Source organism: Microvirga lenta (genome assembly GCF_020532555.1).
Taxonomy (GTDB): domain Bacteria; phylum Pseudomonadota; class Alphaproteobacteria; order Rhizobiales; family Beijerinckiaceae; genus Microvirga; species Microvirga lenta.
This window is the reverse complement of record NZ_JAJBBR010000007.1, coordinates 56,753-82,172: the sequence shown is the minus strand read 5'-3', so window position 1 is coordinate 82,172 and position 25,420 is coordinate 56,753. Positions and strand designations below refer to the sequence as shown.

The following is a 25,420-nucleotide window of genomic DNA, read 5'->3' as shown; positions in this document are numbered from 1 at the left end:
TCTGTCGTGAATGCAGATCCTGAAGACCCAGCTCGGGAGAGTGCAATTCGAAGGTCCGCTCCTCCCGGTTTCACCGCTTGGAATGTTTGGATTCAGCCCAGCCGTGGAAGACCTCATACGGCTCAAGGCCGATGTCCCGAAGGAGGCGGGTATCGAGCTCCAGCAGCTGGCGACGGGTTCGATCCCGGGCAATGATGCCGCGAACGAGCGCGATTGGGCTCCTTAGAAGGTTGAGATAATCCGAGGAGATTCTCACATTCCATCGGGAAGCGGATCGCTCCGGGCCGATCAGTAGACCGGTGAAGTACGTCATAGCGTGCCTCCAATCATGTTGGCTGCTAGAATGGGCCGGCCGCAGGCTCGGCCCTGGTGTGACGAAGGCCGTCAGTGTGGTCGGCCCGTGTCACCGGCGAGACTGCTGCACTTGCCGCCCGCGGTCTGTGACGAGGATCACGCGAGCTCGGGCACCCAAAGCGGAGGGCATATTCCATGGCTGAGCCGCGCAACCTCACTGCTCTGCTGGGCGCGAATCCGTTCTTTGCCAGCCTTGGTTCCGAGGCGATCCAAGCAATAGCCCTGCTTTGCCTGACGCGGCACCTCGATCGGGAAGAAGTGCTCTTTTTCAAGGGAGATGCGGGCGATGCTCTTTATGCCGTGCGCCGCGGACAGATCCGTATCGGCACCGGGCTTGCCTCCGGGCGGCGCCTCACTCTCAACCTGCTCGGCCCCGGGGATGTTTTCGGCGAGGTCGCTCTTCTCGATGGAAGGCCGCGGACGGCAGACGCCGTAGCAACGGAGCCGACCGAACTCTATGTGGTTCGCCGCCGGGACTTTCTCGATCTTCTTGCCACCAAGCCTGACGTGGCGGTTCGTATCATCGAGTTTCTGTGCGAACGCATCCGTTGGATGAGCGGGCAGATGGAAGAGAGAGCTCTGTTGCCACTGCCGATCCGCTTGGCTCACCGGCTGGTGGCTCTCAGCGAAGACTATGGCTGTGACTTGCACGTCAGCCAGGAGGAGCTTGCCATCTTCATAGGAGCGACCCGCGAGAGCGTGAACCGGCAACTCCAGACCTGGCGGCGCCAAGGACTGGTGGAACTGAGCCGCAACCGCATCCGTGTCCTGCAGCCGTCGCGCCTGTCGACACCTTCGGAGGACGGGACGAAGCCGGACGGGACAGTGTGATTCCCCTCACAGACCCCAGGAAGCCGGCACTCCAATCTTGCGCCATACCCTGCAAAGGAGGAGCAGTCATGGCTTTCCATCGACCCAAGCTGCCGCAATTGTCCCGTGGCGATTTCCTCACGGATGGCGGGCTCGAGACCACATTGGTGTTTCATCAAGGTCTGGACCTACCCTGCTTTGCCGCCTTTCCCCTCATCATGAGCGAGCGCGGAAAGGAGATCCTTCATGACTATTTCAGGCCATATTTGGCGATTGCTCGACGGCAGGGCATCGGCTTCATTCTAGATACGGTCACGTGGCGGGCGAATGCGGACTGGGGCGCCGAAATCGGCTACTCGGCCGACGATCTTGCAGATATTCAGCGGCGTTCGGTGGCATTCGCCTGCCATGTGCGGGACAGGTACACGACGCCCAGCACCCCAATCGTCATCAACGGCATCCTGGGGCCGCGCGGCGACGGCTATAGGGTCGGCGCCAGAATGCGTCCTGAAGAGGCCCAACGGTATCACTCTGCACAAATTGATGTCTTCCGGGATACGGAGGCAGATATGGTAACCGCCATGACACTTACATATCCCGAGGAGGCCATCGGCATCGTGCGAAGCGCACAGGCCAATGGCTTGCCGGTTGCAATCTCGTTCACCGTGGAAACCGATGGACGGCTTCCCTCCGGCGACACGCTCGAAAGCGCCATCGAACAGGTTGATGCCGCGACAGGCAGCGGCCCCGCCTACTACATGATCAACTGCGCTCACCCGAGCCACTTCGAAAGCGTTATCGATGCGTCGGGAGCATGGATCGAGCGGATCCGCGGTCTGCGGGCCAATGCCTCAGAATTAAGCCACGCGGAACTCGACGTCGCCACGGAGCTGGATCCTGGAGATCCTGCCGCTCTGGGAGGCCACTATAGAGCCCTCCGGCAGAGGATGAAGCATCTGTGCGTCATCGGCGGCTGCTGCGGAACCGACCACACGCACATTCAAGCCATCTGTGAAGCGTGCGCCCCACTTGATGCGGCACCATCCGCTGAGCTGGTCTGAGGAAACCTGTCGTCGAGAGGCTCGTCGTTACCTTTGCGATGATCAAGGCCGAGCGGTAGCCGGACCAGCGATCCGCTGCCATGGAGAAGGTTTCGGAAACCGAATTCAATATTCAGGAAGATCATCCTGTTCGTACCACTTAAGGGGCTTGCGACATGCTAAAGAGTTGAGCGCGGGTGGATGAGCGCATACTATGGTGCGTGAAGCAAAGCTCAGCAGTGAGGCATAAGTCCAAGGCGATCTGCCCGAGAAACAACCCTCCCGCTAAGGCAGCCGAACGTTCGCACGGACTGTTCGCACCATGCCTCAGCGTTTCGACCGCACTTCATCCTTGGAGGGCCCTTCCCGCCGCCGCGGTTCGGTTGCAAGCCGCCGGCATTGGGCCATGCCTCGCATGGGGAGGTGTGTATGCCACGCATTCCATATATCCTTTACCTGATCTTGCTCGGCATTGCGGCGCTTCTGATCCACAGTCAGCCGGTGCAGGCCCAGCGAAAGGTGCTTCATGTCGACTCCTATCATGCTGGAAATGAATGGAACGACCGCATCGTGGCAGCGCTCCGCGACGGTCTGAAGGACAGGGACATCGAGCTGCGGGTCTTCCATCTGGATACCAAACGACGTCCTGCAGACGAAGAAATCAGCGCTTCCGTTCACAATGCCAGGCAGGTGATCGAGGAGTTCAAACCCGACGTCATTACCGTCAGCGACGATCCTGCCGCTCAGCACCTGGTTCAGCCCTACCTGCGCAATTTCTCGGTTCCGGTCGTGTTCTGCGGTCTCAATTGGGACGCCTCGATCTACGGCTTGCCCTACCGCAACACCACAGGAATGGTCGAGGTTTCGCCAATCCCGCAGATTCTCCGGCTCATGAGCCAGAATGCTCGCGGGCCAAGGCTCGGCTTCCTCTCGGAGGACACGGACGTCAAGCGCAAGGAACTTGCCTATCACGAGCGCCTCTTCGGGATCAGGTACGAGAAGACCTATTTCGTCAACTCGTATGCGGAGTGGAAGGCGGCCTTCCTGCGCGCCCAGCAGGAAGTCGACATGCTCATGATCCTCGGCGTCGGAGCCATCGCCGACTGGGATCCGGCCGATGCCCGTCGCTTGGCCGAAGAGCACAGCGAAATCCCAAGCGGCACCGATTTCGAATGGCTGACGGAGGTCAGTCTCCTCGGCGTCGTCAAAAGCCCGGAAGAGCAGGGCCGCTGGGTCGCTCAGGCAAGCCTCCACATTCTGGAGGGAACCAAGCCCAGCGACATACCGCTGTCCTACAATCGAGAGGGGGAACTCTTCTTCAATGCGCGGATCGCCAAGCAGTTGGGGATCAAGGCGTCCCCTCCCCTTGCGCGAGCCGTTCCATGACCACGACCGATGAGCATCTGTCGTCACCGACGGAACCGAAACATTCGGTCACGCGCGAGACGCTCCGCAAGATCACCATACGCATCAGCATCGTTGTCGCGATCGCTACGATCCTGAGCTACTGGCATGTCCGCTCCGGCTTTGAGCAGCAGGCAACGGAAAACCTTGAGCGCTACGTCGAGCAAAGGCGAGTGCGTGAGAGTGCGATCTTCGATCTTGCGAGCAGCAACATCCGCACCTTTGCGGACGCGTACAAACGCGAAATCAGCCAACTGGACCCTCAGGGAGCCGAACAGCGTTTCTCAGCCCTCTTCCAGCAGCACCCCGATGGAACCACACGGCTCAGCGAGGACGTTTTTCGCACATACGGAGTAACAGGCTTCATCGGCAAGCATGTGGTCGCAGATCGGGACCTGAAGCGCCGCCTTATCGCCGCCTTCGACCTGATCACCCAGTTCGGCCCGGCTTGGCAGAGTCAATTTGCCAACCTCTATGCCATCGCCCCGGAAGGCGCCGTCATCATGTATTGGCCGGGGCAGCCCTGGGCCCTGCGAGCAGGAGATTGGGAAATCTCAGGCAAGCTGAGCCTGCTCTCGGACAGGAAGGACGCTGTCGTCGTCGCTGGCGCCAATGCCGGATCCGCACTCGTGTCCGGCCGGGAGCGCTGGTCCGAGCTCTACTTCGACTACGGTATCAACGATTGGCTGGTCTCGGTCACCCGCCCCACCATTGTCGAGGACCGGTCCCTCATCCAGATCGGCCAGGACATCCTCATGCACGACCTGATCGGACGGGCAGCCAGCGCTGATACGGGCGGGACATACAACGTTCTGTTCTCCGATGAGGGACGGATCATCGCTCATCCCCGATATATGGATGCCATTCAGGCAAAGAGCGGCTCCCTTCCCGTCGCTGAGACGAACGACGCTCATCTCAAGCAGATCCACGAACTCGTGCGCGAGCGCGATCCCGGTCAGACGGTCGTGCGCAACCGAAAGCACAATGAGGTCGTTGCGGTCACGAAGCTTGGCGGCCCGGGATGGACGCTGGCAACGGTCTTCCCTCTTTCCCTTGCCGCTGAGAGCGCCTGGGATACCGCACGCCTTATCCTCATCATGGGGGCTTTGGCCCTCCTGTTCGAGCTCTTCATTCTGAGCTCGACCCTGAGGACGCAGATCGCCATCCCCTTACGCCAACTCGTGCGAGCCACCGGATCGGTCGCCGAGGGGCGCTTCAACACGTCGCTCGATTTCCGCCGCAACGATGAGATCGGAGAACTGGCAGAAGCCTTTACGGCGATGGCACGGCAGATCGACGCCCGCGAATCCGCGCTGAACGAGCGAAGTGCGAGCCTCTCCAAGCTCAACGAAAAGCTGGCGCATGAACTGACCAAGCGCGAACGGGCCGAGCGCGAATTGGCTCATCACCGGGAGCTCAACGCCCTCCTCGACACCATCGATTACGGAATCCTCTTCCTGAGCCCCGACTTGAGGATCCGGCTTGGAAACCGCGCCTACAAGCAGATGTGGAATACGCCCGATCGGTTGATCGCCAATGGAACACCGATCCACGATCTCGTCGCCCACCATTGCCGTATCATGGAGGTGGATCCATCTACCGCCGAAACGAGCATGGCTCATATCGTCGAGCGCATTCGCGGCTGCGACGAGGCACCTGTCGAAATCCGGATTCCCGGCGGGCGGGTGCTCCGCTATAACTGCGTCTCCCTCCCCGATGGCGGGCGGATGCTCACCTATGTCGATATCACGGAGCAGAAACGAGCTCTCGATGCCATTGCGGCAGCCGAGCAGCGCCAGCGGCGCCTCCTGGAACTCGCCCCATTCCCACTTGCAGTGACCCGGTTATCAGACGGACGGATCCTGTACGCGAATGCCCGCACGGCGGAAGTCACCGGCCTCTCGCCCGAGGAAATGAAGGGAACGTCCGGACTCGACTACTATGCCAACCCGGCGGATCGAACCCGCATATTCGAAATCCTGGCGCGCGACGGTCGCATCAGCGACATGGAAATCGTCATGCGGCGCCCTGACGGAACGAAGCATTGGGCCCTCATCAACGCCGCCATCGCCGACTACGAGGCACAGCCGGCGCTCCTAGCCTCCTTCAACGACATATCGGAACTCAAGAAGCGCGAGGAGCAACTGAAACTCGCAAAGAAGGAAACCGAAGCCGCACTACGCGACCTCAATGCCGTCCTGGAAACCATTCAGTACGGCGTCCTCTTCCTTGATCCCGACCTTCGGATCCGCCTGGCCAACAGAGCGTATCGCGAATTGTGGCAGATGCCGGCAGAGTTCTATGACTGTCTGCGAAATCTCGAAGAGGACATGGAGCAGAGCCGCGTTTCCCAAATCTACGACATTCAGGATGATGAGTGGGAGGCCTACAAGGAGCGCCGTATCGCCGAGATCAGAAGAGGCCATGTCACGCCAAGCGAGATGCGCCTCAGAAGCGGTAGGATCATCCAGTATCAATGCACCGCGCTCCCCGACGGAGGGCGTATGCTCACCTACTTCGATATTACCGAGCTGAAGCGAATCGAAGAGGTTCTCCGCCGTCATCTCGCCGCCATGGAGGCGGCGATGGATGGTATGGCCATTCTCGCCCCCGACGAGACCTATGAATATCTGAATGCAGCCCATCTCCGGATCTTCGGCTACGAGCATCCCTCCGAACTGGTAGGCAAAAGCTGGCGAAAACTCTACACTGACGAGGAGCGCGCCCGGATCGAGCGGGACGCCATGCCGACGGTGTTCCAGCACGGTCGCTGGAGCGGTGAGGCTGTAGGGCTGAGGCGGGACGGGAGCACTTTCCCCCAAGACATCTCACTGACGCGGATCCAGGGCGGCGGCCTGATATGCGTGGTACGGGATATTGCGGAGCGCCATGCCCGCGACGAGGCGCTGCGTCAAGCCAAGCAGCACGCCGAAGAGGCCAGTCAGGCAAAATCCCGCTTCCTGGCCAACGTGAGTCACGAACTGAGAACTCCCCTCAATGCGGTTCTGGGATACACGGAACTACTGATCGACGGCCTCTACGGCTCCATGCCCGACAGAGCGCAGAATGTTCTTGGCCGCGTACAGGCGAATGGTCGTCACCTGCTTTCCCTGATCAACGACGTTCTCGATCTCTCGAAGATCGAGGCGGGAGAATTGTCGATTGCGGCCGAATCCTACTCAATCCAGAATCTGGTGCAGGCTGCCGTCTCGACGATAGAACCACTCGCCCGGGCCAAGGGTCTGACCCTTCGCACATCGGTTCCCGAAGGACTGCCCGCCGGGTGCGGTGACGAACGGCGCCTTACGCAGGTGCTGGTCAATCTTGCCGGAAATGCCGTCAAGTTCACCGAGGCAGGATCGATCGACATCGTCGTCAGGGTCGAGGATGGACGGCTGAGGATCGTTATCGAGGACACGGGAATCGGGATCTCGCCGGAGGACCAAAGGCGAATATTCGAGGCTTTCCAGCAAGGCTCCAATCCAGCCACTCACGGGCAGGGTGGAACCGGCCTCGGGCTCGCCATCTCCAAACGCATCGTAGAGAAACATGGTGGAACAATCGACCTTCGTTCCGCTCTCGGATGTGGGTCGACCTTCGTGATCGATCTTCCTCTCGGCCAGAGCGATGTGACGGAGGCCGCATGAAGCGAAAGAGGATCCTGATCGTAGAGGACACCGAAGACAACCGGCAAATCCTGCGCGACCTTCTCACCAACGCGGGTTTTGACCTGGTGGAGGCGCATGACGGGCGTTCGGCTGTCGCAGCAGCGGCGGAATTCCGGCCCGACCTCATACTGATGGATATTCAGCTCCCCATTCTCAATGGGTACGAGGCGATCCGCCAGATCAAAGCCGATACCGCGCTTCACCCCATTCCTATCATAGCCGTCACATCCTATGCCCTGTCGGGTGACCGGGAGAAAGCGCGAGCGGCTGGCTGCGACGGGTACGTTGCGAAGCCCTTCAGCCCTCGCCAGTTGCTCGCGACGGTTCGCGAACTCCTGGACTGAACCGGGAAGCCTGCATGCGTGAGCGCCCTCTCATCCTGGTCGTCGATGACGTCGAAGAGAACCTCGAGATCGTTACAGTACGGCTTGAGGCTCAAGGATACGTGGTCGAGACGGCCCGCAATGGTCACGAGGCTCTTGAAAAAACATCCCGGATTCTTCCCGACCTGATCCTGCTCGACGTGATGATGCCTGGGATCGACGGCATCGAGGTGACCCGCCGCCTCAAGGGAAACGAAGCCCTGCGGGCGATCCCGATCGTCCTTTTGACGGCCAAGTCCAGCGTCGAGGATGTCGTGGCGGGTTTGGACGCCGGTGGCGACGACTATCTCACCAAGCCCTTCGAACCCACGACGCTCGTGGCGAGAGTGCGCTCTCTCCTGCGGATCAAGACACTCTACGACACTGTTCAACGCCAAGCCGCTGAACTGGCCGCGCTGAACAGAACCCTGGAGGAGCGGATCCAGCGACAGGTGCGGGAACTGGAGAGAATGCGGGAGTTGAGGCGGTTTCTGCCGCCACAAGTCGCCGACATGATCGTCTCCGAAGGAGTCCAGGCTGGAATTCTGGAACATCATCGTCGCGAGATTGTCGTTCTCTTCTGCGATTTGCGCGGGTTCACCAGCTTCTCGGAGCTCGCGGAGCCTGAGGAGGTCATGGACCTTCTGAATGCCTATCACGCAACTCTTGGCCCGCTCGTGTACCAGGCCGAGGGCACTCTCGAGCGATTCGCCGGGGATGGAATGATGGTCTTCTTCAACGATCCTATTCCTTGCCCGGATCCGGCGGCACGAGCCGTCCGGCTTGCCATCGCAATGCGGGATCGCACCACCGCGCTGGCACAGAGCTGGCAGCTTCGTGGGTACTCGATCGGGTTTGGGATCGGCATTGCGCAAGGGTACGCAACCCTTGGCCGAATCGGGTTCGAAGGGCGTTTCGACTATGCGGCCATCGGCACCGTTACCAATGTGGCGGCACGCCTCTGCTCAGAGGCGCGAGACAACCAGATTCTCGTCACGCAACGAGTTGCCTCGCAATTGGACGGAACGGCAGTTCTGCGCCCTCTCGGCGACGTGGCCCTGAAGGGTCTCAGCCGAGCCATTCCCATCTACAACGTCCTGGAGCTCACGCCGACAGATCCATGAGCCCGCCGGAGAGGACGCTCCATCGGGGCAGGTCGGACTGCAAAACCATGCATGGAACGCATGCCTGTTCAGACGCAAAAGGGCAGCAATGCTGCCCTTTTCTGCTTGCTCGAGAAAGCCGCAAGCCTTAATTATCTTAGTGCGATATGGCGACGGCGTCGTCGTATCGCTGCCCTTTTGGGCGTTTCCTCCCTAGACTTCGGGCCGCTGGCAACAGCGGCCTTTTTTCTTCTGAGAGGCATGTCTGGCAGCCCCTCTTTGCACCAGTGGCCAGTCCCCTCCTCGGCTCTGCATGACCTGGCGGAGTCGTGCCGAATCAATCAGGCGCTAACGACCTTCTCCTCTGAAACCACCGCATCTGAATGCATGACCTGAACTTTCTTCAGGATCGACTTAACGTGATCTCTCACGGTGCGCTCGGAAACACCGAACTCCGAAGCGATCGTTCCACGCGACGCTCCCTCCATCACGGAGCGCAGAATGTCGGCCTCTCGCGCCGACAGGGTGCAGCCACTCGGGTCAGGAGATTTGTGCGTAGTCTCGCGTAAGGTCCACTTTTGCAAGTTGGCCATGTCCCTCCTCCTGGCTTTAAGAGAAGCTCAGGATAGCGAGAGCGACGTACTCCGTCTGTCGGGAAACCGACAGAGAGCCGGCGGCTCCTCTCCCCTTAAGGGTTAGTGAGATAACATTCCCGTGAAGCTTAAGCATTACCAGGAAAGGGGAGCGCGGAAGCGCTATGTCTTGGTATAGGTGTGCGGCAGGAGACGCTCGAAATTCCGGCGGACCTTTCCGTAGCATTCGCAACTGGCCCTCTCGAGTCCCGACCGGTCCGTCACCGCTATAAACCCGCGGCCCTGCTGGATCAGCCCCTCCGCCTGAAGCGCTCGCGTGATAATGCTGACGGTCGAGCGCTGCACGCCCAACATCTCGGCTAGAAACTCATGGGTAAGGGGCAGCGTATCCTGGTTGAGGCGGTCGTGAGTGCTGAGAATCCAGCGACAGCATCGAGCCTCGACGCTATGAATGGCATTACAGGCAACGTTCTGAAGAATCCGGGAAAGGAGGGCCTCCGTGAAGCGGAGGATCAGCTGCCGGATGCTGGGGCGGACGTTGATCGCCTCATGCATCCGATCCAGACAGATGCGCGATGCCACGCCGGGAAATTGCACGACATACCGCCCGATCGATTGTCGGGTCACGAAGGCGCTAATGAGACCGACCATGGACTCGCAGCCGAAAACCGCCATTTCGGCTGAACTGCCGTTACTCATATCGGCGACGAGCGATACGATCGTGTCATGTGGGAAGTAGGCGTAGCGCAAGGTTTCGCCCGCCTGGTAGAGAATCGTCCCCTTCGGCAGGGCCACGATTTCCAAGTGCGGGGCCAAATAGGCCAGATCTTCCGGCTCCAAAGCGGCAAGGAGCCGATTAGCCCGATGGTCTCTCTTTCTCGCTAGTTCCGAAACGATCGGGCGACGCAGTTTCATTCAGCCAGAATAGTTCACCGGAAGTTGGAGCAGAAGCCCCACCTTCGGAGAATATACAGGTACAACTGGGGGAATTTGGGTGACGGCGGCACGTATTAATCAACCGAATATCGGCAAATTCATCCGCTAAGCGTTGCAGATGCTGGGAAAATGAAGAACATGGCGACAGACCTATTGTAGACCTGTTCGCATCTCAGGAGGGAACCCAGGCGCCGGATGACATGGCTCCGCCCGTGCGGAGCGCGAGTTCCGCCGGCACTGCAACCTTCAAGGGCTCCCGACTTCCGTGCATGCGATCGGCTTGGATCCACCGCCTTGGCGCTGATCGTAAAGTTCCGCCCCCGTGCCTTTCGTCCACCAGATGTAAGGTCCTGCCGCATAGCGCGCTCCAGACCCGGACATGACATTGGCGAAGACCAGAACGCTACCTGAGACAGGCACCACTGCAAGGGAGTTCGGGCCCGCGTTGATGTATTCAACCTTTAGCTGCAGACCTCCCTGGCATTTGTACGAAACATAGTTTCTTTCGACAGGCGACGAGCCAGGAAGGGCGATCGTGACATCGGCAGCAAGGCTGACGGGCGAACACAGGCAGATCATAGCCGTGCAATAAAGGTACCTCATCAACCGGCATTCTCCATTGTCAGAGGGTTTGTGGGGGTCGGCTGCAGCGCTGCCGGCAAAGCGGCAATCCGCTGCATGAGCCCTTCCATGGGCGGTGAGGCTCCGGAACCGCGGCGAACTCCTCTCGTTGCCAAGATATGAGCGTATCAGAGTTCAGCTTAAGGGAATCCTGCCGGCGTGCTCTCGCCTCCACCATACGGGTTGGCGCGTATGGCTTGCTTGTGCTGAAGCTGATGGCAGCAGCACCCTCGGCCGAAGCGGCAAGCCAACGGAGCGAGGAATGCGGGCAATCCGTGAAGGTTGCCCCCGGCGACACCCTGTCGTCGCTCGCCAGACGCTGTGGCACAACCGTTTCCGATCTGCTTCGGGAAAACCCGAGCATCAGGAATCCCAATCTCGTCGAGGTCGGGACGAGGCTCGCTCTCCCCAATTCAGGGGACGACGAGGCGACGACCAAGACGGCCAGCAAGACGGGCGACGGCATCGTCGCGAGCCTGACCGAGACGGATCGTGGGCACCGGGTCGCCATCGAGGTCTCCGATCTGCCGCCCCGGATGCGCGTCTGGATCAAGGGAGGCAAGAGCCGCTCGCCGAAGCATCACCTTATTCTACGAGGCGCCCGTGTGAATGGGAGCGGTGAACTGCGCACGACGTTCCGTCTCCCGGAATGGGCGGAGAAAGGCTCGGTTTACCTCAGTCTCTCCATTCCGCGCACGGGTAAGACGCTCGTCTCGGCACCTCTTGAGGTCAGTCCGCGGCGTTCGGCCAAGAAAGCTAAATGAACGGCACCCCTTTTGGCGCCGTTACCGCTCCGCCGCCCACAGGATCGGTTGGTGCTGCTTAAGGGGGCGGTTCTCATTCCTCCGGTCTGCTCGGCTGCGGGCTTTCCATCCTGTCAAGCCATTGCGCGAGCACTGGCAGGATTCGCTCCGGTGGCTGAAAGCCTTGCGTAACAATACCGTACGGAGCGTTCCCTCCTGGACCGGCCAGCAGCGTCGGAAACCCCGTGATACCAGCCTGTCGCGAAATAGTGAAATCGCTCCAGACCTCCTGCTGCGCCTCCGAGCTCCGGAGTGCATCGGAGAACTCCTCTCGGTCGGCTCCTGCCTGCTCCGCCAGTTCGGTGAGCACCTCAATGGAGGTGACGTCCCGATTCTCGGCATAGAAGGCGCGGTGAACTCTCTCCAGGTAAGCCAGCGCTCCGTCCATTCCGCTTCGGCGGACGACAACCACGGCCGTAGAGGCCGGCTCGGTGTCGTAGACGAACCCCTGACGGTCGAAGAATGCCATGTCGAACGGTTGCCCGGAAGCGCTGTGCACGTGGTCCCAGTGCTCGCGGATCGTACGCTTGCCCTTTTCGTCGAGTGGCTCGGTCGTACCCGGCCGCAGTCCGCCCATGATGAGCCGAATGGGAAGGCTGCTGCCGAACTGCTGCGTGATCTGACTGATGACGGGGGAGAATCCCCAGCACCATGAGCACATCGGGTCAGCGACATAAATCAGGTGAGGTCCAGTCACTGAAAGCTCCATCGTTCATGTTCGCCTACGGAATCCCGCTACGACTCAAAGCTGCCTAGCTAGCGCACGAAGGGTCGGCATCGTCCTCTCCAGTGCCTTCTAACGCCTGGAACCCCCAGCAGTACAACTCATTATAGGACCAGTAGGTTGAGCCGCATGCTTCTTCGGCCGAGCGTTCGATCCGGCCGTTTCATATATGCTCTAGGTAGCTTCTGCTGCCGAGCATTCCAGCTCATCCAGATGTCATGACCCGTTTGATGTCATGCCGATTCAGGAGATTGTTTCAATGACCAAAACCGTCACCTCGCTCTTTCATGATCGCAGTGCCGCGTCGGCTATCGTGAGCCGCCTCGAACAGGCTGGCCTGTCGCGCAGCGACGTTACCGTTTACTCGGATGCCTCCGACAATGTGTCCGACGCACTCGAAGGTGCCGGCGTGCCGCGCTCCGATGCTCATGCCTATGCCGAGGGCGTCCGCCGGGGTCGCAGCCTTATTGCCGTACGGTGCGAGGACGATGAAGTCGACCGGGTGATCAGCATCCTGGACGGCGACGGCGCTCTGGATCTCGATGAGCAGCAGAACAGCTGGCGCTCGGAGGGATGGCAGGGAATGACGGGATCGATCGCGAGCCTTGGCCAGGGATCCACGGAGGACCGGAGCCTTAGCACCGGCGGAACCGGCGGCATGACCGGGATGAGCGGTCGCGATGAGGTGATCCCGATCGCTGAGGAAGAGCTCCACGTCGGCAAGCGCGAGGTCAGTCACGGCCGCGTGCGCATTCACTCCCACGTCGTCGAGAGGCCTGTTCAGGAACAGGTTACCCTGCGCGATGAGACTCTCGAGGTCGAACGCCGTCCGGTTTCCGGAGGCGCTCGGACCGGATCGGTCAGCGGCGATCCCTTCCAGGAGCGCACTATCGAGGTCGAAGAGCACGACGAAGAGGCTGTCGTCTCGAAGGAAGCTCGTGTGAAGGAGGAACTCGTCGTTCGGAAGGATGTGGAGCAACGCACCGAAACCATCTCGGATACCGTCCGCAGCACGGAAGTCGATGTCGAGGATGATCGTGACGGGCGATTGACCGGCACGTCGGGATCCCCCGAGCGCAAGCGCTAACTTCAGTAGCAGAATGAGCCCGGCCGATCGGCCGGGCTTCCACATGACGTCGCGTTTTCCTGGTGTAAGCGTATGCTACTTGTCGCTCTCTTCATCGGGATCGACACGCTCGACGACCGCACGCTGTTTTCTGAGGCTTACCGGCACTTCGACGTTTTCCGTCGTCACACTACGCCGGATATGCAGCTCTTCCTTCAGAACCAAGCGCTTCTCGAACACAAGAACCTCCTCGAACACCGGCACGATCACGACATCGTCTTCCGTGCGGATTGAGGGGGGCGCATCAACGACCTGATCCTTGGGAACACGGCTGACCTCGACGACATCCGTTTTCAAGGCAGCACGGGCAAACTCCTCCACCGTATCGACCAGAGTCCGCACCCTCACCTTTCCGGAAACCTTTTCCCGCTTCTCGACGCGCGCGATCTCCTCCGCCAGAGGAATAACCTCCTCGGAAACGGGCCTGCGCTCCGAAAGAACGCTTTCTTCGAGAACAGGCACGGTATCCTGCTGGGGGTTGGGAGTATCTGATCCGGCACTCGGCTTTTTCATGGGAGATGTCCGATTGAGCCGGTGTAACGAGCGGGGTTCAGCTCGGTTCCGCAACATCGCCCCTGCTCGACATGCGCTCACGATGTCCGCACCTGTTCGGTAGTCATGCATCTGCCCGGTCGCATCGAGATGCGCATCCTGAATCCCGTGCGAGATAGATCCGCCGGCGGAAAACTGACGCCATCCAAGATGAAAAAGCCCAGGCTCCGGGGCGAAGGACGAGACGCCTTCGCGTCCCACTCCTCGCCAGCTACGGGCCTGGGCTGAACGGTACCAGTGGACGGGCGCTCGCATCGTCAGGCAAGCGCAGGAACAGATCGAGCCGGAGTTCATCCGTCCTGACCACGATCACAGCGAAGCAGGGCAGTGACGCCTGCCGCTTCGAAGTCCTCATCATGTCCGCTGGGGTAAGTGGGATATGGGGGGCAGGTTCACGTTCCACAAGAGGCTGGCCCGATGAAATCGCGCGTGCTATGGAACGCCTTCGGCGAATGTTTCAGCAGCTGTGAAAGCCACGATCTGGAAGCGGGGCCAGTGCCAGAATGCCGAGGACCCTGGGATCTCCACGCTCCGGATCGATGACGACCGCCGCCCCTTCCGGCAGTGCCGTCCCGCCGACGCCCGGCCCCAGCACCATGATCGCCGGCGTTCGATGGCCCACCAGCACACGGTTCAAGCCGCTTGGGACAGGATCTGAGAAAAGCCGCCGGTGCTCGGCGAGAACCCACTGCAGTCGATTGCCGGAATAGTCGTCGGCGAGGAGACTGTCGGTGACGCGGACACGCTCCGGCCCGAAGGCGATTTCCGCCGTGTCGCGCGCCCGGAAAACCGGACCGGCAAGAACTGGCTCGGCGATCGGAATACCCAAAGCCGACAGGATTTCACCGATCCGGCGCGATTGTTCACGCCCCTCAGGCGAGAGATTGCGCTGTCCCGAACGCTCTCCGATCCTGTACGAGCGGTCGCATGGCATCCCCGTCGTGTCGGCATGTCTGAAGAACAGCACGAGACCTCCGCGGCGAAGGCGCTCGACGAGGCGCTCTCCTTCCGGCTCCTGAATCGTGACAGGCGATGCCGCAGCCTCGGCGCCCGGTACGCCAGCGGCAGCGATCAGGGCAATCGCCATGCCGATGGCAGCAGCGACAATCCGCATTCGAGGTCGCTCAGCGATTTTCATTGCCGGCGGCCTGCCCGGAAGGTTTCGCTCCCAGCCAATCCCAAGCCTGGGCTTCGTCTTCCGGCTTGAAGTGACGGGTTTGTATTCCGACGAATGGGGCAGCGCCTCGCGCCAATCCCTCCATCCACGCAGGCCCTCCGACGACGGCGTAACGCTCCACCCTCTGCCAGCCTTTCATCTTGGCCTCAATGAGGCCCTCCTGGCGCAGCGCTTCGAGGGTAACGCCGTCAAAGTTGCGGACACGCACGAGAACCCTCAACCGTTCGTGGCCGTCCATGGCCTCGTTGAAGAGCGTAATCAGGCGCCTCGTATCGTCGGCCCCTACCCTGCCGCCCACTTCGAAAGCAATGACCCCCGGTTTCGTCGTGCCGATGGGCCGGATCGACGGCTCGCTTGGTTCTAGCTCGGATGCCGAATGAGGTATCGGTTCCGACGCCCATGCCAGCGCCGCGTCCTTCTCTGCGGGCGGGAAAATCCTGACCTCGACGCCGGGCAGGATAGCCTGCTCCACCCGGGCGATCCAGCGAACCCACTCCTGATCCGTGACAACTGCAGCCCTGGGGAACCGGTGGAGCTCCCGCAGTTTACCCAAGCCGTAGCCGATATCCCGCGTCAGCGCCCCAGGCGTAATTCCGGCAATGTCGATCTCCGCATAGAGCGCGATGCGATCCTGGCGGGCGAGTGCGGCCTCGACGGCCGCAATACTTCTCTCGATATCGCTCTCGTCGATCCGCCCGGATGCGCGCATTGCTACGACTTGATCTGAAGCAGGAATGATCTCCAGCATGCTTCGCCTCCCGTCTCGGTCTGGGACCAGCCTGAGAGCAGTGCCCTCCTGGCTTTCGCTTGGGGCTATATAGGAAGGCGAGAGACGGGATCAAAAATCAGACGGTCTCACCGGCGATCTCGCTGTAGAGCCGCTCCACATCCGCACGCCTGCAGAGCTCCGTCCCGGGAGTGAGTACGGCCGCCGTTCCTGCAGCAACGCCCCATCGGAAGGCTTCCTCAGCGTCGGAGCCACGCGCCAGTGCTAGCGTCATGGCGGCAACGAAGCTGTCGCCGGCGCCGACCGCGCTCCGCACCTCGACATTCAATGCGGGCAATCTCGAGACCCGGTGCTTGTGGACAAGAAGCGCCCCCTCGTGCCCCATCGTGATGGCGAGCAGTTCGACCCGCCCCGCTCGGACGAAGTCCTTGGCTGCATCCTCCAAAGCCGCCGGATCCTTCAGTTCGCGCCCGACCAACCGCTCGAATTCGCCGAGGCTGGGCTTTGCAAGATGAACGCCGCCTGCGGAAAGGGCCTCCTTGAGCGCCGGGCCCGAGGTATCGAGCACGAGCTTGGCGCCCTTCGCGCGGACCATCGTGGCCACACGCACATAAAAGTCCGTCGGCACACCGCGGGGCAGACTGCCGCTCGCGACGATATAGTCGCATTCCATCCCGCCAAGCACCTCGAGACATTCCTGCCACTCCGAAGATCGGATCTCCGGCCCCTCGGGAACGAAGCGGTACTCTAGCCCCGAGGAACGCTCGAAGACCGTGTGACTCACCCGGGTATGGTCCTCGATGGCGATCCGCCGCCCCATGATGCGCCGTGTCGTCAGCAAGTTCTCGAAGACGTTGCCCGTAGCCCCACCCGCCAGGTAGAATGCCTGTGAGAGGCCGCCGAGCTCCTGCACGACGCGGCTGACGTTGATTCCCCCTCCACCCGGGTGGTAGCGCTCATTCGTGGTGCGCACCTTGTGAATGGGACGCACAACCTCCGCCTCGCTGGAGCCGTCGATCGACGGATTGAGGGTCAATGTCACGATCGGCTTCATGCTGGTCCTCGTCTCCGTCTCGCTTTCATCAACAAGCGGGGTCGTGCCCACCTGAGATCATGGACTCAAGACCAAGCCGGCTTCGGGAACAAGACCCGTCGAACGGCTATGCGGCCGTACCTGTTGATGGTTTGCCCTCCCGGGCGATCCTCTCGACGGAGACCTCGTGCACCGCACGGCCCGTGCGCTCGAACGACGTGATGTTGGCGATGGTGGTCTCCGCGATATTGGTCAGGGCCTCTTCCGTGAAGAAGGCCTGGTGCCCCGTGATCAGGACATTGGGGAACGTCAGAAGACGCGCGAAAACGTCGTCGCTGATGAAGCGTTGCGAGAGATCTTCGAAGAAGAGGTCCCCCTCCTCCTCATAGACGTCGAGCCCCAGGCTCCCGATGATGCCCTCCTTCAGACCCCGCAGGACGGCGCGTGTATCGACGACGGCGCCACGGCTCGTGTTGATGAGCATCATGCCGGGCTTCATGTGCCGCAATGCCTCTGCACCGATCAGATGATGCGTCGCCGGCGTGAGCGGACAGTGAAGCGAGACGATATGGCTGGAGAAGAGAAGCTCCTCCATTGGGACGTAACGGACGCCCATGCCTTCGCAGACCGGGTTGGGCTGGGGGTCGTAGGCGAGTACGGTACAGCCGAACCCCAGGAGGATCTTCGACACCACCTCCCCGATCTTGCCGGTCCCCACGACGCCGGCGGTCTTGCCGGCCAGGTCGAAACCCAGGAGACCATCGAGGGCGAAATTGCCCTCGCGCACCCGATTATAGGCCCGATGGGTCTTGCGATTCAGTGTCAGGATGAGCGCGACGGTGTGTTCGGCGACCGCGTAAGGCGAGTAGGCGGGAACGCGAGCGACAGTGATCCCCTGATCCCGAGCCGCCTCCAGATCCACATTGTTGAATCCGGCGGAACGCAGCGCCACCAACCTGACGCCCTGGGACGGGAGGCTGGCGAGCACGTCCCTGTTCACTTCGTCGTTGACGAAGGCGCATACCGCCTCGGCACCGGCCGCGAGACCGCTGGTCTCCAGGGAGAGGCGGGGTTCGAGATAGGACAATTCATGCCCCGAACCGTCGCCGGCCCTGCCCAGGAAGCGACGGTCGTAAGGCTTGGCACTGAAGACCGTGACACGCATCGGAGCGGTTCTTCCCGCAGGTCTGATGGGCGTGAAACGCCGACCGGACGGAGGATCCGCCCATCAGGCACCGCAGCTCGTCCGGCGTGCTAACGACCGTCCCGCTTCAGGGAGCCGCTATCCCGGTTCTCGGTCTGAGCTCCGCCTGTCCCGACTGAACCTACGGAAGCCCCTGGTCCGCCGCCGGGAACGACGCCACCCGGCTGCAAGCCCGAGCTGATGCCGGAAGGCGCCCGCGGCGGGTTGGCCGAGGAAAACCAGTTGTTGGGAGACGAGCCGTCCGCGCTGTCACCGGATGCGGCCTGGTGCGATGCCGCCGCACCTCCAGGCCCGGTCGTGGATTGCGCCGCCTGGCGGCCTGCGAAGGAGCCTGCCGCGCCATGCTCGCCGAGCTTCTCGATCCGGCTTCTGAGGGGGAATGGTGGTTCCGGCTGCACAAAGACGGGACGTATCGCGCTGGCGCGCTTCTGACCCTGGTGGCTCATGCGCCACGCGAGAGCGACACCCCACAAGGCCCCGAGGCCGGCGAGTACGCCGAGAGCAGTGCCTGTGGAAATACCGTAGCGTTCCGGCACAATGGCAGCCGGAAGGTGCCAGCGACGTGCCTGTATGGAGGCAATCTTCTCGCGTTCATAGGCGCGCCGAAGCTCCTCCGCCTCGCGGGCGTCCACGACGCCGCGGGCCACGGTCAAAATGCCGTTTTCCTCAAGGCTGAAGTGGAGCCTGATCGTGCTCGTGAGTTCATTGAAGCTCAGCCCCCAGCTACGGCTGTCCTTGTCGGGGCGGGAGGCAAGTTCGTCGAGGCGGCGACGGATCTCGTCATGCTCCTGTTCGAGCTCGTCGAGATATTGCTCCGTGCGCTGGTCCTGAGCCAGAGCCGGATAAAGAACCTTTTCCTCTGCCCGGAAGTGCCGCTCGATCTCTATGTCCAGTTCTTCGAAGAGGTGAGCACGGCTGTTCGGCCCGCCGCCCGTGGCATGCAGGACCTCACGGCAGAGTTCCCTGATATTCGCATGATCTGCCAGAACCATCTGCCACAGGTCCATCGTGAGTCTCCTATCCGTTGAATCGCCTAGCCAGTGAACGGCCTTACGGACATGCTGTTCCGCGTCTCCTCCCGAAGAGGGGTCTGTCTGCGGATCTAAGAACCTCTTCCCTGCCGGAACGTTTGCCGAGTTACATGATTTCACGTCCGGACAGGAGCCGATGCTGTCTCAGACAGTCTTGTCATTCTTAATCGCCCTTGGCTTTGCGGGGATTCACATCCTTGGAAAGAACATGGATTTCCTCCGGCGCACGCCACGGAGCGCCTGGCTGTCCATAGCCGGAGGAGTTTCCGTGGCTTACGTGTTCGTCCACCTCCTGCCCCATCTCGCGAGGCATCAGGAGACATTTCGGCAAAAGGCCGAGGAGAGCTCCAGTCTGCTCTCGAAACTCGAGAGTCACACCTACCTGATCGCCCTGATCGGCCTTGCGGTTTTCTATGGTCTTGAGCGCCTTGCCCGTGGATCGGCCAGAAGAGAGCTGGCGGCGGGTCGGGAGCGGCGGCCCTCGAAGGGAACTTTTTGGGTCCATCTGGGCTCGTTTGCGATCTATAATGTTCTGATCGGCTACCTCCTCCTTCATCGGGAGGACTCGAGCTGGCAGGGGCTGGTGATCTTCGGCATCGCCCTGGGCTTGCACTTCCTGGTCAACGATCAGGGCTTGCGGGAAAGTCATGGCGCAACCTATGACAAGCAGGGGCGATGGCTCCTGGCCGTGACTCCGCTGATCGGCTGGTGGATCGGGGCGGCAACAACGATTCCGGCTCTCGGAGTTGCAGCCTTGTTCGCCTTTCTGGCCGGCGGGATCGTGCTCAACGTGCTCAAGGAGGAGCTGCCGGAGGAGCGTGAGAGCTGGTTCTCCGCCTTCGCTCTAGGCGCTGGCGTCTATACGGCCCTGCTGCTTGCCATTCAGTGACTCCACTGCCCATTCCCACAGATTGAACAGGTGACTATCGCCTCAGGACCGGCCGGCAAGCTTTTCCTGTGGCTGCCCCTGCGACGCCTCACCCTCGATGCCGCGTTCGACCTCCACGGCAACCTTGCGTTCCTGCTCGCCCTCCGCGCCAGCCCTTCTTTGGCCGAGCTTGGCCAATTCGGAGGAGCGCCCGTAAAGAGCAAGAGTGTCGCCGACGTGCACGACCGAGCTCCCTCTCGGAGCGCCCTCATAATTGCCGTCAGGATGAGTGACCCCCAGCACGAGCACACCCTCGTCGGTGAGGCGCAGATCTTGCAGAGCCCGGTTCGAAAGCCAGCTCCCCTCCTGAACCTTCAGCTCCATGATCGCATACTCGCCCGCGAGATGGAGCAGCCCCGCATAGTCACGCGTGTCTAGATCCGTGTACCGCTTGAGAGCCCGGGCAATGACGCGCGACATCCAGTAGCTGATCCAGCGGCTCTTGGCGAAGAACCAGAGCGCGGCCACGCCGACGATCAAGAAGAGCAGCCGGACCAACCCATCGCCACTTTCTTCGACGCTGACGAAGGACAGCATCAGTGTCGAAGCCGCCGTCACCAGACCTGCACTCCGCAGGAACATGAGGGAGCTGACGATCTGCCGCCGCACGGGATGGTTCACCACCTGCTCGGCCTCGGACGTGGTGAAGCCGGTTCCGGTCCAGGCGGAGCGGGCCTGAAAGCGCGCGGCCTCTCGCGAGACACCCGTGAGGATGAGGGCTTCGGCAGCAATGCGGACCACGATAAGGGACAAAAACAGAACAAAAATGAGTGTTCCGACAGCGATCATGCGGGCGATGGCCTCCGCGTCAAACAACCAAACAGTTGAAAAGGTGCAAACCGCCGTCTGGTTCCGCCACCGGACTCCTGCCGAAAAATCCGTACGTTTCCGCCAAGGCTGAAACCCAGGCCGTGCTTGGGAAAACCGGTCCACGCCCTGATCGCCACACGGATCGAGGAAATTTTGGACCTGAACGCCTCGTAGCCTGATGCGTTGGCGTAGGAGAACCCACGATCACTATCTGAACGAGGTGAACCATGACCAAGCTCAAGCTCTTGGCAGCCACGCCCCTACTCGTCATCGGTCTTGCTGCCTGCGGCGAAGATCAAGTCGCACAGCAGCCTGCAGAGCCTACGACCGCGGAGGCTCCCGTCGCGACCACGGACACGACCACCACGGCAGCACCCGCGACGACCACTGCTCCGCCTCCGACCGAAGTCACGGCAGCCGAGCCGAATGCTGCGCCTCCGGCGACGATGACGATGCCTCCGGCCAATGCAACGGCTCCCAGCGAAACTCCTTCGGAGACCACGGGAGCGGTCGGCGGTGAAAACGCGGCTCTGCAGCGTTATCAGGGCCGCCCCTACACGAGCGGCGCCATCTCGCTCACGCTCAACCCCGGCGGCAACTTCGAGATGACCCAGAACCAGGGCTCCGGGCAGGTCAGCGGCCAGTACTCCATGGCCAACGGCGTCGTGACGTTCCAGAATCCGACCGGAGACGTGAGCGGTGCGTCTTTCCCGATGCGCTGCCGTCTGGTGGAATCGGGTGAAGGCTTCACTCTCGAGTCGGTTGAGAACTCCTGCCAGACCCTTGACGGCCAGACCTTCCGCCCGGCCAGCTAAGCTTCGATCGAGGCGCGGCCCGGAAGCCGAGCTTTAGCACGGGTAGACCGCGCGTCGGAGCCGGAGAACCAGATGGAAGCATCAGGCACGAAGAGACGGGAACACCTCCTCACCCGCGAGGCATTGCGGGAGGGCTTCGTGCACAAGATGATTGCCAATTCAGGTAGCGCCCTGCCTCTCCTGACAGATCAGGAGAGGCAGGCGTCGCTTGAGGGAACGCTGGCGGCACGGCCGTCGACCGGGGATGTCTGGTTGTTTGCCTATGGTTCTCTGATCTGGAACCCGGCCTTTCATTATGTCGAGAAGCAAACGGTGTTGATCCGTGGATGGCACCGGCAGTTTTGCCTCTCCACGCCGATCGGGCGGGGAACTCCCGACAGGCCGGGCCTCGTGCTCGGCCTCGACCGGGGCGGCTCTTGCCGGGGCGTAGCCTTTCGCATTGCGGCATCCGAGGCGGAGACGGAACTGGAGCTGGTCTGGCGCCGGGAAATGGTGACAGGCGCCTATGTTCCTCGGTGGGTCGAGCTGCAGGGCTCCGGCGTACCTGCCGGTACCTATGCCATTGCCTTCACGATCAATCGCAGAGCCCCGAACTACGTGCGCCCGACATCGGAGGCCGATACGGCGCGCGTCATCGGGGACGCTTCTGGCATCCTGGGCTCCTGCCGCGATTATCTTTTCGATACGATTCACGGGTTGGAAGGCTTCGGAATTCGCGACCGCCACCTCGACCGGATCGCCCGGCTCGTGCACGAGCGACCGACGAGCGACTCCGGTTAACCCCGCATTCCATCAGGGTCCGCTAGCGGACCCGCTAACGCTTCTCACCGCTCGGGCGCCAGAAACCGGAACGCCTTCCGCTTGCCGGCGTTAGAACAAAGTAGGAACATTATGGAGTAGATGCCATGACGCGCCGTGACAACGACGCTCGCGCCACCAACCCGAAGGCAACGCCCTCCCCCGAGTCCAACCAGATCAAGGATCCGGATCAATGGGTCAGCGGCGATGAACCCATGACCGGAGCCCAAGCCTCTTACCTGAAGACATTGTCCGAACAGACGCACCACCCGGATGCTTTTGATCCGGAACTCGACAAGGCCGAGGCCTCGAAGCGCATCGACGATCTCAAGCACGAACGGGACAAGGATTGACGAACCCTGCCTGCTGCAGGCGTCTCGTCTCCAGCATGAGTCGACCCGAACAGAAACGCGCCCATAGACACGTCTATGGGCGCGCAATCTCCCGAACGGGGCAGTCTCACGGCACGCTGCGGATCCTGAGGTTGTTCTGCACGTGGCTGACGCCGGAGACGGTTTCGACGATATCCTCCACCCGGTGCTTGAGCCCGCGAGAGGCCACAGAGCCCGAGAGCGTCACTTCCCGCTCCTTCACCTCAACCCCGATCTCCGACGCGTCGATGAGAGGATCGTCGGTCAGGCGTTCGCACACATCCTCATGGATCCGCTCGTCCGACCTTTGATACCCTTTGGGGCCGCGTCCGCGATGCTGCCCCTCGCCGGACCGGCTCTCGCTGTCCCGATCCGTCGTTCCGAAGGCGCCGTATCCAGAATTGTGACTGTAGCGGGGGGCGAAACCGGCGTCGTCCGGCGGGCCGCCATGGCCGTCATCGACCGTGCCGCCTGTAAACTCGTTGGTATCGTCACCGTAACCGCCCGTGTATTCGCGGCCCCGGAGACCGCGCACGCCGACAGCACCCGACGGCACATCGCCATAGCCGTTATCGTCGTTGAACACACCTCTCTTGCGTTGGCGCGTATCCACCATCGTCATCCTCCTGTCGCTGCCAGTAGCAACAGCCCGCTTTGACCGAGGTTCCAACCCGCAGAAGGCTCAAAACCCTGCCCGAATAGCGCTTGCCCGCCCATGAACCGGGATATCCCCAGGCCCACAGCACGCCTGCACTTGCCGTAACGTCATCCTCCGACGAGATTGCCAAGCCGGGAGGCCGATCTAGATTGCCAAGCTGCGCGGAGCATCGGCCTGACAGCCCCGCATGGAGCGAGAGTGTGCCTGGTTATCTCGGAATCGACGTCGGAACCTCAGCGGTCAAAGCCATCCTCGTGGATGAGAGGCAGGTTGTCCTTGCCGAAGCGGATATTCCGCTGCTCGTCTCCCGACCGCAGGCCCTATGGTCCGAGCAGGATCCCGAAGCATGGTGGCAGGCGGTCTGCGCCGCCGTCGAACAGTTGCGCACGAAGGCGCCATCGGCCGTCGCCGACATTCGCGGCATCGGCCTTTCCGGCCAGATGCACGGTGCCGTCTTGCTCGACGAGAGTGATAAACCCCTCCGTCCCGCCATCCTCTGGAACGACGGACGCTCCTTCCGCGAGGCGGAAGAGCTTGGAAGCAGATACTCGAGCCTGTCGCGCGTAATGGGCGTGATCCCGATGCCGGGCTTCACGGCTCCGAAACTGCTCTGGCTTGCGCGCAACGAGCCCGAGACGTTTCGCGCCGTGCGTAAGGTCCTATTGCCGAAGGACTATATTCGCCTGAAGCTGACCGGCATCCGGGAAACCGACATGTCGGACGCTGCCGGCACATGGTGGCTGGACGAGGCGGCACGCTCCTGGTCCGACGAAGCTCTTGCAGCGACGGGGCTCGACCGCACGCAGATGCCGACGCTCATCGAAGGATCGCAACCCTCCGGCACCGTACGGTCCGAGATTGCCCGGGAGTGGGGGTTGCGGAGCGATGTGATCGTCGCGGGAGGAGCAGGCGATGCGGCAGCAGGCGCCGTCGGACTGGGCGCGATCGAGGACGGTTCGGCCTTCATCTCCCTCGGCACGTCCGGACAGTTCTTCGTCACCACCCGGAACTTCAGCCCTGCGCCCGAAGCGCTGATCCATTCCTTCTGTCACGCCGTGCCGGACCGCTGGTTTCAGATGGCCGCCATGCTGAACGGAGCGAGTTGCCTCGCCTGGGCCGCGGGCCTGCTCCGCGGCGACATCGCGGACCTCCTGCAGCGCACGGAGGCTGCCTATCGGAAGCCGGCCGACCTGCTCTTCCTGCCCTACCTGACCGGTGAGCGCACGCCTCACAACGATCCTTACGCCCGAGGCGTATTTTTCGGCCTGTCTCCGGAGACACGACAAACCGATCTCGTTCAGGCCGTTCTCGAGGGTGTGGCGTTCAGTTTTGCCGATGCCAAGCAATGCCTCGAACATGCAGGCACGACCCTGTCCCATGTGGGCCTGATCGGCGGCGGGTCACGCAGTTCCTTCTGGACCAGGATCCTTGCAAATGTCCTCGACCTATCGCTCATCCGCTACGAGGGAAGCGACAAGGGGCCTGCATTCGGCGCAGCCCGGCTGGCTCGGCTTGCGGCAACGGGCGAACGTCCGGAGGAGGTCTGCACCGGACCGGCAATCATCGAGACCATCGAGCCCGAGGCGCATCTCGTCGATTCATACCGGCCGAGGATCGAGGCATTCCGCAGATTGTACTCGGCCCTGAAGCCGGAGTTCGGCCGCGCTGCTTCAATTGACAGGACGTAACGTAACGATAGTATTTTGACTATCCTGAATGAAAAGCCGTGACCGCCCAACACGCTGATATCAGGGAGGAAAGGTTGTGCATCA

Annotated in this window: 26 protein-coding genes; 13 read left to right on the top strand and 13 right to left on the bottom strand. The window is 61.6% G+C overall.

Translation table 11 applies throughout. The features are described 5' to 3' along the window. Window positions 1-70 precede the first annotated feature (70 nt). Window positions 71-313 carry a DUF1127 domain-containing protein gene (locus LGR44_RS11820; RefSeq protein WP_226740656.1) on the bottom strand — a complete coding sequence of 81 codons (243 nt, stop codon included), beginning with the start codon at window positions 311-313 and terminating at the stop codon, window positions 71-73. Between the two features lie 176 nt (window positions 314-489). Between LGR44_RS11820 and LGR44_RS11815 the strand changes: the two genes are divergently transcribed. The 6 genes from LGR44_RS11815 (at window position 490) to LGR44_RS11790 (ending at window position 8,762) form a co-directional block, all read left to right on the top strand. After that, window positions 490-1,185, top strand: coding sequence for a Crp/Fnr family transcriptional regulator (locus LGR44_RS11815; protein ID WP_226740654.1), 696 nt, complete (start codon window positions 490-492; stop codon window positions 1,183-1,185). Between the two features lie 68 nt (window positions 1,186-1,253). After that, window positions 1,254-2,225 (top strand): homocysteine S-methyltransferase family protein, encoded by a 972-nt coding sequence (locus LGR44_RS11810; protein ID WP_226740652.1) that lies wholly within the window; start codon window positions 1,254-1,256, stop codon window positions 2,223-2,225. 408 nt (window positions 2,226-2,633) lie between these two features. Beyond that, complete coding sequence (locus LGR44_RS11805) at window positions 2,634-3,590, top strand: ABC transporter substrate-binding protein (protein WP_226740650.1); 957 nt, start codon at window positions 2,634-2,636, stop codon at window positions 3,588-3,590. Continuing rightward, window positions 3,587-7,255, top strand: coding sequence for a PAS-domain containing protein (locus LGR44_RS11800; RefSeq protein WP_226740648.1), 3,669 nt, complete (start codon window positions 3,587-3,589; stop codon window positions 7,253-7,255). The genes LGR44_RS11805 and LGR44_RS11800 overlap by 4 nt, the downstream gene beginning before the upstream one ends. After that, window positions 7,252-7,620, top strand: coding sequence for a response regulator (locus LGR44_RS11795; RefSeq protein WP_226740646.1), 369 nt, complete (start codon window positions 7,252-7,254; stop codon window positions 7,618-7,620). The genes LGR44_RS11800 and LGR44_RS11795 overlap by 4 nt, the downstream gene beginning before the upstream one ends. Before the next feature lie 14 nt (window positions 7,621-7,634). After that, entirely contained in the window at window positions 7,635-8,762 is a 1,128-nt protein-coding gene (locus LGR44_RS11790) for an adenylate/guanylate cyclase domain-containing protein (protein WP_226740644.1), read from the top strand. Between the two features lie 320 nt (window positions 8,763-9,082). Here LGR44_RS11790 and LGR44_RS11785 read toward each other — a convergent pair whose 3' ends face one another. The 3 genes from LGR44_RS11785 to LGR44_RS11775 form a co-directional block, all read right to left on the bottom strand. After that, window positions 9,083-9,334, bottom strand: a complete 252-nt coding sequence (locus LGR44_RS11785) for a helix-turn-helix domain-containing protein (protein ID WP_226740642.1) — start codon at window positions 9,332-9,334, stop codon at window positions 9,083-9,085. Between the two features lie 162 nt (window positions 9,335-9,496). Continuing rightward, a complete protein-coding gene (locus tag LGR44_RS11780; protein ID WP_226740639.1) occupies window positions 9,497-10,249 on the bottom strand; it encodes a Crp/Fnr family transcriptional regulator in 753 nt (250 codons plus the stop codon). A gap of 267 nt (window positions 10,250-10,516) precedes the next feature. Continuing rightward, entirely contained in the window at window positions 10,517-10,849 is a 333-nt protein-coding gene (locus LGR44_RS11775) for an MliC family protein (RefSeq protein WP_226741078.1), read from the bottom strand. A gap of 257 nt (window positions 10,850-11,106) precedes the next feature. On the opposite strand from LGR44_RS11775, the gene LGR44_RS11770 reads away from it, so the two are divergent. Then, a complete protein-coding gene (locus tag LGR44_RS11770; protein ID WP_226740636.1) occupies window positions 11,107-11,655 on the top strand; it encodes a LysM peptidoglycan-binding domain-containing protein in 549 nt (182 codons plus the stop codon). Between the two features lie 73 nt (window positions 11,656-11,728). On the opposite strand, the gene LGR44_RS11765 is transcribed toward LGR44_RS11770, so the two are convergent. Beyond that, window positions 11,729-12,403 (bottom strand): DsbA family protein, encoded by a 675-nt coding sequence (locus LGR44_RS11765; protein ID WP_226740634.1) that lies wholly within the window; start codon window positions 12,401-12,403, stop codon window positions 11,729-11,731. 274 nt (window positions 12,404-12,677) lie between these two features. On the opposite strand from LGR44_RS11765, the gene LGR44_RS11760 reads away from it, so the two are divergent. Then, the gene (locus tag LGR44_RS11760; protein WP_226740632.1) at window positions 12,678-13,505 is read left to right on the top strand and encodes a YsnF/AvaK domain-containing protein; all 828 of its coding nucleotides are present in this window, start codon (window positions 12,678-12,680) and stop codon (window positions 13,503-13,505) included. Between the two features lie 75 nt (window positions 13,506-13,580). On the opposite strand, the gene LGR44_RS11755 is transcribed toward LGR44_RS11760, so the two are convergent. The 6 genes from LGR44_RS11755 to LGR44_RS11730 form a co-directional block, all read right to left on the bottom strand. Beyond that, window positions 13,581-14,057, bottom strand: a complete 477-nt coding sequence (locus tag LGR44_RS11755) for a YsnF/AvaK domain-containing protein (RefSeq protein WP_226740631.1) — start codon at window positions 14,055-14,057, stop codon at window positions 13,581-13,583. A gap of 496 nt (window positions 14,058-14,553) precedes the next feature. After that, window positions 14,554-15,234, bottom strand: coding sequence for a histidine phosphatase family protein (locus LGR44_RS11750; RefSeq protein WP_226740629.1), 681 nt, complete (start codon window positions 15,232-15,234; stop codon window positions 14,554-14,556). Next, on the bottom strand, window positions 15,221-16,021 hold the full coding sequence (locus tag LGR44_RS11745; protein ID WP_226740627.1) for a SpoIIAA family protein: 801 nt from the start codon (window positions 16,019-16,021) through the stop codon (window positions 15,221-15,223). Before LGR44_RS11745 ends, LGR44_RS11750 begins: the two co-directional genes overlap by 14 nt. 97 nt (window positions 16,022-16,118) lie before the next feature. After that, the gene (locus LGR44_RS11740) at window positions 16,119-17,054 is read right to left on the bottom strand and encodes a 1-phosphofructokinase family hexose kinase (protein ID WP_226740625.1); all 936 of its coding nucleotides are present in this window, start codon (window positions 17,052-17,054) and stop codon (window positions 16,119-16,121) included. A gap of 106 nt (window positions 17,055-17,160) precedes the next feature. Continuing rightward, entirely contained in the window at window positions 17,161-18,198 is a 1,038-nt protein-coding gene (locus LGR44_RS11735) for a 2-hydroxyacid dehydrogenase (protein ID WP_226740623.1), read from the bottom strand. An 89-nt stretch (window positions 18,199-18,287) separates the two neighbouring features. Beyond that, window positions 18,288-19,244: a hemerythrin domain-containing protein gene (locus LGR44_RS11730; protein ID WP_226740621.1), complete on the bottom strand. Its 957-nt coding sequence runs from the start codon at window positions 19,242-19,244 to the stop codon at window positions 18,288-18,290. Window positions 19,245-19,536: 292 nt separating this feature from the next. On the opposite strand from LGR44_RS11730, the gene LGR44_RS11725 reads away from it, so the two are divergent. Continuing rightward, complete coding sequence (locus LGR44_RS11725; protein WP_226740619.1) at window positions 19,537-20,157, top strand: hypothetical protein; 621 nt, start codon at window positions 19,537-19,539, stop codon at window positions 20,155-20,157. Window positions 20,158-20,199: 42 nt separating this feature from the next. Here the strand turns inward: LGR44_RS11725 and LGR44_RS11720 are convergent, their stop codons facing one another. After that, window positions 20,200-20,985, bottom strand: coding sequence for a TrkA C-terminal domain-containing protein (locus tag LGR44_RS11720; RefSeq protein ID WP_226740618.1), 786 nt, complete (start codon window positions 20,983-20,985; stop codon window positions 20,200-20,202). 248 nt (window positions 20,986-21,233) lie between these two features. Here LGR44_RS11720 and LGR44_RS11715 point away from each other — a divergent pair, with 248 nt between their 5' ends. The 3 genes from LGR44_RS11715 (at window position 21,234) to LGR44_RS11705 (ending at window position 22,972) form a co-directional block, all read left to right on the top strand. Continuing rightward, window positions 21,234-21,821: a hypothetical protein gene (locus tag LGR44_RS11715; RefSeq protein WP_226740616.1), complete on the top strand. Its 588-nt coding sequence runs from the start codon at window positions 21,234-21,236 to the stop codon at window positions 21,819-21,821. Between the two features lie 72 nt (window positions 21,822-21,893). Further along, complete coding sequence (locus tag LGR44_RS11710; RefSeq protein ID WP_226740614.1) at window positions 21,894-22,601, top strand: gamma-glutamylcyclotransferase; 708 nt, start codon at window positions 21,894-21,896, stop codon at window positions 22,599-22,601. A 125-nt stretch (window positions 22,602-22,726) separates the two neighbouring features. Then, window positions 22,727-22,972, top strand: a complete 246-nt coding sequence (locus tag LGR44_RS11705) for a DUF3072 domain-containing protein (protein WP_226740612.1) — start codon at window positions 22,727-22,729, stop codon at window positions 22,970-22,972. A 106-nt stretch (window positions 22,973-23,078) separates the two neighbouring features. Here LGR44_RS11705 and LGR44_RS11700 read toward each other — a convergent pair whose 3' ends face one another. Beyond that, window positions 23,079-23,606: a BON domain-containing protein gene (locus tag LGR44_RS11700; RefSeq protein WP_226740610.1), complete on the bottom strand. Its 528-nt coding sequence runs from the start codon at window positions 23,604-23,606 to the stop codon at window positions 23,079-23,081. A 242-nt stretch (window positions 23,607-23,848) separates the two neighbouring features. Between LGR44_RS11700 and xylB the strand changes: the two genes are divergently transcribed. Further along, entirely contained in the window at window positions 23,849-25,336 is a 1,488-nt protein-coding gene (gene xylB / locus LGR44_RS11695) for a xylulokinase (protein WP_226740608.1), read from the top strand. Window positions 25,337-25,420 lie beyond the last annotated feature (84 nt).

What these genes read in the sequence shown, in the direction of transcription:
- LGR44_RS11745 (WP_226740627.1), bottom strand. Translation starts at nt 16,021, where the DNA reads ATGCTGGAGATCATTCCTGCTTCAGATCAAGTCGTAGCAATGCGCGCA.
- LGR44_RS11710 (WP_226740614.1), top strand. Translation starts at nt 21,894, where the DNA reads ATGGAAGCATCAGGCACGAAGAGACGGGAACACCTCCTCACCCGCGAG.
- LGR44_RS11755 (WP_226740631.1), bottom strand. Translation starts at nt 14,057, where the DNA reads ATGAAAAAGCCGAGTGCCGGATCAGATACTCCCAACCCCCAGCAGGAT.
- LGR44_RS11765 (WP_226740634.1), bottom strand. Translation starts at nt 12,403, where the DNA reads ATGGAGCTTTCAGTGACTGGACCTCACCTGATTTATGTCGCTGACCCG.
- LGR44_RS11805 (WP_226740650.1), top strand. Translation starts at nt 2,634, where the DNA reads ATGCCACGCATTCCATATATCCTTTACCTGATCTTGCTCGGCATTGCG.
- LGR44_RS11810 (WP_226740652.1), top strand. Translation starts at nt 1,254, where the DNA reads ATGGCTTTCCATCGACCCAAGCTGCCGCAATTGTCCCGTGGCGATTTC.
- LGR44_RS11775 (WP_226741078.1), bottom strand. Translation starts at nt 10,849, where the DNA reads ATGATCTGCCTGTGTTCGCCCGTCAGCCTTGCTGCCGATGTCACGATC.
- LGR44_RS11795 (WP_226740646.1), top strand. Translation starts at nt 7,252, where the DNA reads ATGAAGCGAAAGAGGATCCTGATCGTAGAGGACACCGAAGACAACCGG.
- LGR44_RS11770 (WP_226740636.1), top strand. Translation starts at nt 11,107, where the DNA reads ATGGCAGCAGCACCCTCGGCCGAAGCGGCAAGCCAACGGAGCGAGGAA.
- LGR44_RS11780 (WP_226740639.1), bottom strand. Translation starts at nt 10,249, where the DNA reads ATGAAACTGCGTCGCCCGATCGTTTCGGAACTAGCGAGAAAGAGAGAC.
- LGR44_RS11700 (WP_226740610.1), bottom strand. Translation starts at nt 23,606, where the DNA reads ATGGTGGATACGCGCCAACGCAAGAGAGGTGTGTTCAACGACGATAAC.
- LGR44_RS11820 (WP_226740656.1), bottom strand. Translation starts at nt 313, where the DNA reads ATGACGTACTTCACCGGTCTACTGATCGGCCCGGAGCGATCCGCTTCC.
- LGR44_RS11750 (WP_226740629.1), bottom strand. Translation starts at nt 15,234, where the DNA reads ATGAAAATCGCTGAGCGACCTCGAATGCGGATTGTCGCTGCTGCCATC.
- LGR44_RS11815 (WP_226740654.1), top strand. Translation starts at nt 490, where the DNA reads ATGGCTGAGCCGCGCAACCTCACTGCTCTGCTGGGCGCGAATCCGTTC.
- LGR44_RS11760 (WP_226740632.1), top strand. Translation starts at nt 12,678, where the DNA reads ATGACCAAAACCGTCACCTCGCTCTTTCATGATCGCAGTGCCGCGTCG.
- LGR44_RS11715 (WP_226740616.1), top strand. Translation starts at nt 21,234, where the DNA reads ATGACCAAGCTCAAGCTCTTGGCAGCCACGCCCCTACTCGTCATCGGT.
- LGR44_RS11740 (WP_226740625.1), bottom strand. Translation starts at nt 17,054, where the DNA reads ATGAAGCCGATCGTGACATTGACCCTCAATCCGTCGATCGACGGCTCC.
- LGR44_RS11730 (WP_226740621.1), bottom strand. Translation starts at nt 19,244, where the DNA reads ATGGACCTGTGGCAGATGGTTCTGGCAGATCATGCGAATATCAGGGAA.
- LGR44_RS11735 (WP_226740623.1), bottom strand. Translation starts at nt 18,198, where the DNA reads ATGCGTGTCACGGTCTTCAGTGCCAAGCCTTACGACCGTCGCTTCCTG.
- LGR44_RS11705 (WP_226740612.1), top strand. Translation starts at nt 22,727, where the DNA reads ATGACGCGCCGTGACAACGACGCTCGCGCCACCAACCCGAAGGCAACG.
- LGR44_RS11720 (WP_226740618.1), bottom strand. Translation starts at nt 20,985, where the DNA reads ATGATCGCTGTCGGAACACTCATTTTTGTTCTGTTTTTGTCCCTTATC.
- LGR44_RS11800 (WP_226740648.1), top strand. Translation starts at nt 3,587, where the DNA reads ATGACCACGACCGATGAGCATCTGTCGTCACCGACGGAACCGAAACAT.
- LGR44_RS11790 (WP_226740644.1), top strand. Translation starts at nt 7,635, where the DNA reads ATGCGTGAGCGCCCTCTCATCCTGGTCGTCGATGACGTCGAAGAGAAC.
- LGR44_RS11785 (WP_226740642.1), bottom strand. Translation starts at nt 9,334, where the DNA reads ATGGCCAACTTGCAAAAGTGGACCTTACGCGAGACTACGCACAAATCT.